General features: G+C 32.8%; 4 protein-coding genes. 1 reads left to right on the forward strand and 3 read right to left on the reverse strand.

The window, feature by feature from the left end; genetic code table 11:
- The 3 genes from DS884_RS02860 to DS884_RS02870 form a co-directional block, all read right to left on the reverse strand.
- Positions 1-2,829, reverse strand: a 2,829-nt coding sequence (locus tag DS884_RS02860; protein ID WP_113785718.1) for a beta strand repeat-containing protein, incomplete at its 3' end; no start/stop codon positions are given.
- Between the two features lie 380 nt (positions 2,830-3,209).
- Complete coding sequence (locus DS884_RS02865) at positions 3,210-4,346, reverse strand: cysteine desulfurase family protein (protein WP_113785719.1); 1,137 nt, start codon at positions 4,344-4,346, stop codon at positions 3,210-3,212.
- Between the two features lie 15 nt (positions 4,347-4,361).
- Complete coding sequence (locus DS884_RS02870) at positions 4,362-4,907, reverse strand: Smr/MutS family protein (protein ID WP_093870726.1); 546 nt, start codon at positions 4,905-4,907, stop codon at positions 4,362-4,364.
- A gap of 81 nt (positions 4,908-4,988) precedes the next feature.
- Here DS884_RS02870 and DS884_RS02875 point away from each other — a divergent pair, with 81 nt between their 5' ends.
- Positions 4,989-5,627 (forward strand): hypothetical protein, encoded by a 639-nt coding sequence (locus DS884_RS02875; protein WP_113785720.1) that lies wholly within the window; start codon positions 4,989-4,991, stop codon positions 5,625-5,627.
- The last annotated feature ends 18 nt before the right edge of the window (positions 5,628-5,645 follow it).

The following is a 5,645-nucleotide window of genomic DNA, read 5'->3' on the forward strand; positions in this document are numbered from 1 at the left end:
GTCTATAGCCGCTGGACTCCATGTTCCTGTGATTCCACTTGTAGTTGGGAAACTAAACGCTGCTCCACTACAAATTGTAGCATCTACTCCTGAGAAGTCTAACTCTGTATTTGGGGTTACCGTTAAAGCAACAGTATCTTCTACAGGGCAACTATTATTTGTTGTTGTAACTTCAACTCTATAATTATTCCCTGATAAACCAGTTGTTGCGTTTGTTATTACTAAAGAAGCTGTAGTCGTTCCACTATATGGTGCTACATTAGTTAAAGGAGTAGTACTAGTTCCTAAATACCATTTATACACATAATCTCCTGAAGGAATAGCTATTGTTGTATCATCCCCAGTTGCTCCTGTTGTTCCAAAATTAGTTACTCTAAGTCCTGCTGGATTAACTGTTAATGTAATATTGCTTCCTTCACAAACTGAAGCTGGATCAGGTGCTATAGCAACACTTAAACTCGAAACTACTTCACTAATAATTTCAGTTCCATTAACTCCATTATAACCTCCTGTTCCTCCAGTTACTCGACCACTACTATCGAAGCCAGTTCCGTCTAAAACTCCATCTTTAGTAGCATCTGTACCTCCAGACTCTACTGAATCTGGACACCCATCATTGTCACTATCTGTATCTAAATAGTCAGGTGTTCCGTCTTTATCTGTATCTGCACAAGATATTAAATTAGCTACACCATCTATTGAATCTGGTCCTTGTCCATCTTGATTTATTACACTGAAACTATTAACTCCAGTAAGAAAAGAAATTGTATTGTAAGAAGAACCATCAGCTGTTTCCATCAATTCCAAACTTACTGAACTGGTATTACGAGTTCCATAAATAGAGACTACTCCTGCTGAATCAATTATAACTCTTATTCTTGGTAAACCGTTATTATTTGTTACCCAAGGTGTACTTATAGAAGCATTATCAGATGCAAATCTTAAAAATACTTGACCAGCACCAACAGCCCCTTCCAACTGAAATACACTATTAGCATTTAGTCCTCCCCCATTGATAAGTACAGCGAAAGAATTATCTATAGATGCAAGATCAACAGTAGCTGATAAAACTGCTACTTGAGAAAAGTTTGTTGTACTACCACCAGTAGCCCCAGTTATATTAAAACTAGAAGAAAAAGAAGCACACTCAACAGTATCTAAAATACCGTCATTATCATCATCTAAATCACAACTATTGTTTATTCCATCAGCATCAGGATCATTTGCTGTTACCATTCCAACAACTGCACCATCAGTACAGGGATCAGAAGTCGACGTTGACACTGTATTAGAATTCTCTGTCTGTGTAGTTGTAACTCCACCAGTAACTGTAGGATATGTTATAGTAGCTTGATTTGTGATCGAACTAGGCAAACTTCCTGAAGCTACCTGTACTCTAAAAGTAATTGTAGCATTTGACCCAACGGTTACAACACCATTTGGTTGTGATGGTGAATTGATTTCTGACGCAGATGAAAACGGCATATTACCTAAGACATCAGCAACGGAAGCTCCATTTAAAGTAGTTGAATTTGCAACATAAGTAGTAGATGACGGAATAGCATCTTGCAAAGTTGCATCATCTGAAGGAAAGTTTCCAGAATTAGAAACCACTATACTATACTCTAAAACATCTCCAGATACAGCAATTAAAGCTGGATTTTGACCTTTTGTTATGTTTCGTACTGACTTTACAGCACCTAAATTAGAATTAAACACAGGTGACACACAAGAACCTAAATCATAAACTGTTGGAGAAACTGTACCTACTACAGTTCCTGACAAGGTTGCTGCTGAAAAATCAACTGAAACTACAGTTGCACCAGAATCAGTAGTTGTTATTAAATTACCACTTGAATCAAAAGCTACACCAGTAGCTCCATTTGGACCTACATTACCAAGATTTTTAGCTGATAAAGTTGCTATGTCAATTACATATAAGTATGATGCTCCACTTCCACTCACAGATGCATACCAATGTAATCTACCATTACCATCGAAAGTCATGTCTCCATATGACAATGTAGTACCTATGGCATCACCAGCATCAAAAACTAAAGCTCCTAAATCAGTGGCTGCCCCAGTTGCTCCATTATTAACCCTTCTTAAATGGTAAGAATTATCAATATAATACACATTCCCAGAGGCATCAGCTGCTTGACCTACAAAAAAACCTGGTAAGGTTGCTCCTGTATTTGTTTGTGTAGCTCCATTAGAACTCAATAACGGAGGAGAACCAAAAGTAGCATTATCATAATAAGCATTCCCATTAGCACTAATTGCAAGACCTCCAACATTTTGAGGAGCTGTATATACAGACGTCATAGTAGTACCACTTAATTCATATATAGAAGTTCTACCCCCAGAAAAAGCACTTGCATACACATTTCCACAAGTAAATGAATAAGGTGTTGAAATAGTAAATGTTTCAGTAGAAGAAAACCCTCCAGTCAAATCAAATGTATCAACTAAAACACCATCATCAAAAACCCTTACAAAAGAAGCTCCTCCATTCCATCCATCCCCCCATCTATCTTCTAAAAAAAGATTATAAGTTCCATCTGCAATCCCAGTATAATTAACTGAAGTAGAATAGTTATTATTTGAACTATCATTATTATAACAATTAGTAGGAAAACATATTTGAGATCCAATCTGAGCATTTGCTGCTGTCCTAAAAGTTACTCTATTTTCTTCAGCATAATTAGGCCAATTAACTTCTATAGTAATAGTCGACTGAGCAAATACTGAAAAAAAAGAAAATAAAAAAACAAATAATAAAAATATTTCTTTTTTGATTTTTAAACATGAAAAGTAATACTTCTCCATATAAATTGAATTTAGTATATATTGTTACAACACTATATTTAGTGTTATTTTAATTTTAATAAATTACATGGAGGGCATAAAAAAGCCCCCAAAAAAATACATTTAGCCGTTACAACGACAAATCTATAGTTTGGGGGGACGTTTCTAATAAACGATGCAAATATAATTAACTTTTATTTACATCCTACATTTATTTAGAAACTTTTTATAAAAAAAAGTCACGTTACAGCGATAACAAAAAACTATAGCAACAAAGTTTTACATATTCAAAAACTATTCAAATGGAGCTCATAAACCAACTCTAAGGCCTTGTTATGAAAAAGCCAACAAATAACACCATTCATACAAAAAAAACACCTTAAACACACCGTAATCGTGTTTTATTTTTTTAAAACTTCAAAAAAACTTAAAACCGAAACTATATCTTCCTTTGTAGTGAACCTACTAAAAGAAAAACGCACTGAAGTTTTTTCAGCATCATACTTATTCAAAAAACCATCCAAAACATGAGACCCTTTGTCACTTCCACTTTGACAAGCACTTCCTCCGGAGACAGAAATCCCAAACAAATCTAAATTAAAAAGTAACAGCTTATCTGTAAACGGAAACCTTACATTTAAAACAGTATACGTACTCTTATCCATATTACTAGATAATCCATTAAAATGAATTTCAGGAAATATTTTAATCAAGCCATCAATCAATTGTTTTTTAATTCCTTTAATATATATGGTATCTTTTTCAATTCTCCTCATCGCTATATCTAATCCCTTTTCCATTCCAAGAATTGAATGTACATTTTCTGTACTTGAGCGACTCCCTCTCTCTTGATCACCTCCATGGAACATAGGAAAAACACCAATATTTTTCTTCACATAAGCAAAACCAACTCCTTTAGGTCCATGAAATTTATGAGCGCTTGCTGTAATAAAATCTATAGGCACTTCTTTTAAATCCAATTCATAATGCCCAATCCCCTGAACAGTATCAGAATGAAACAACACTCCATTAATTTCACACAACTTAGCAACCTCTTTAATTGGCAACAAATTACCAATCTCATTATTCACCCACATTAAACTAACCAATGCTTTTGTATCTACACTCTCTAAAACACTCGCTAACTCATCTAAATCAATCCCACCATCATCATTCACTTTCAAATACACTACATCTACCCCATACTTACTTTCCAAAAATTCAATAGTATGTAAAACTGCATGATGTTCTATTTTAGTTGTAACAATAGTTTCTACTCCTAAATTAGCAACTGCATTTTGCAAAATTAAATTATCAGCTTCCGTACCTCCAGAGGTAAAAATAATTTCCCTTGCAGATACATTAAAGTGCTTCGCTATATTCTTTCTTGCTGTTTCAACAGAAACTTTTGCTGTTCTTCCAAACTGGTGTGTTGATGATGGGTTACCAAAATTAACACGCATTGAATCAGACATTAACTCTATCACCTCTGGCAACATAGGTGTAGTTGCTGCATTATCTAAATAAATTCTTTTCATTCTACAAAAGTAATACTAATTAGGGTTTTGATATACATAAACTTCAGTTGCTCCCATTCCATATTTTTGATAAGAAGCTTCATAATACTTGACTGGATACCTATTTAATAAATAATTCAATTCAGTTTTTAAAACTCCTTCACCAACACCATGAATAAATACAATTTTAGATATTTTCTTAGATAAACAATACTCTATTTTCTGCCTAGCCTTTTCTATCTGAAATGAAAGTATATCATAATTATCCATACCTTTTGTAGATTTTAATATTTTTTCAGCATGCAAATCAACCTCCATCACAACTTCATTTTTAGATTTAATAAAGTTATTTTTTTTGGGTTGCTCTTTACTTATCTTTTCTTTTAAAATAGTATTATTTATATTAAGATATTTACTTAACTCTTTTTGCTCTACTTCAATTTTTACTAACTCAGTTTTTAAAAACCGATACTCCATACCTTCCTCATCTTTCACCAAAACTAATTCATCCAGAAAACCAAAAACTTCTCCTCGTATAACATCATCTATAACAACTACTTTGTTTCCAATTTCAAAACACATAATTAACTATTATTTAATTTACCTTAACGCTTTAACTCTTATTTTTGGCGATATTTTAATTTGCAAAAGAACATTAAATAAATGATTAACACTAAAAACATAGACACAAAAATTTTCTTTGAAGAAGCAAAAAGAAATTTGGTTTTAAGTGACGAACGTAAAGAGCTATTGCTAAAAATTGCTGACACTATTATTGACGAGTATTTTGAACGCGATAAACTGAATCTAAATTTTATTTGCACTCACAACTCTAGAAGAAGTCAATTTGCTCAAGTATGGAGTTTTTTTGCTATTAATTATTTTTCAATTGAAAATATTTTTTCTTTCTCTGGCGGAACAGAAACTACTGCTTTTCATAGAAATACAGTAAGAGCTTTACAGAAAAATGGTTTTGAATTTAATGTTGATAATTTCTCACATCAAAACCCTAAATATTTAATTTCTTTTCATGGATGCAAAACACCTTTAATGGCTTTTTCAAAGGTTTTTGACAATTCACACAATGACTATCCATATATTGCCATAACTACTTGTGACAGTGCTGATGAAAATTGCCCTTTTATTCCTGATGCAATTGAACGATTTCATTTACCCTTTACAGATCCAAAAATATCTGACGAAAGAGAAGATACTAAAGAAACCTATTTAGCATCTAGCAAACAAATAGCTGGAGAAATATTTTTCATTTTTGAAGAAGTAAAGAAAAACATAACAACCTAAAAATATTAAGGTATAAAT

Source organism: Tenacibaculum sp. E3R01, from assembly GCF_003318185.1.
Classification (GTDB): Bacteria; Bacteroidota; Bacteroidia; order Flavobacteriales; family Flavobacteriaceae; genus Polaribacter; species Polaribacter halocynthiae.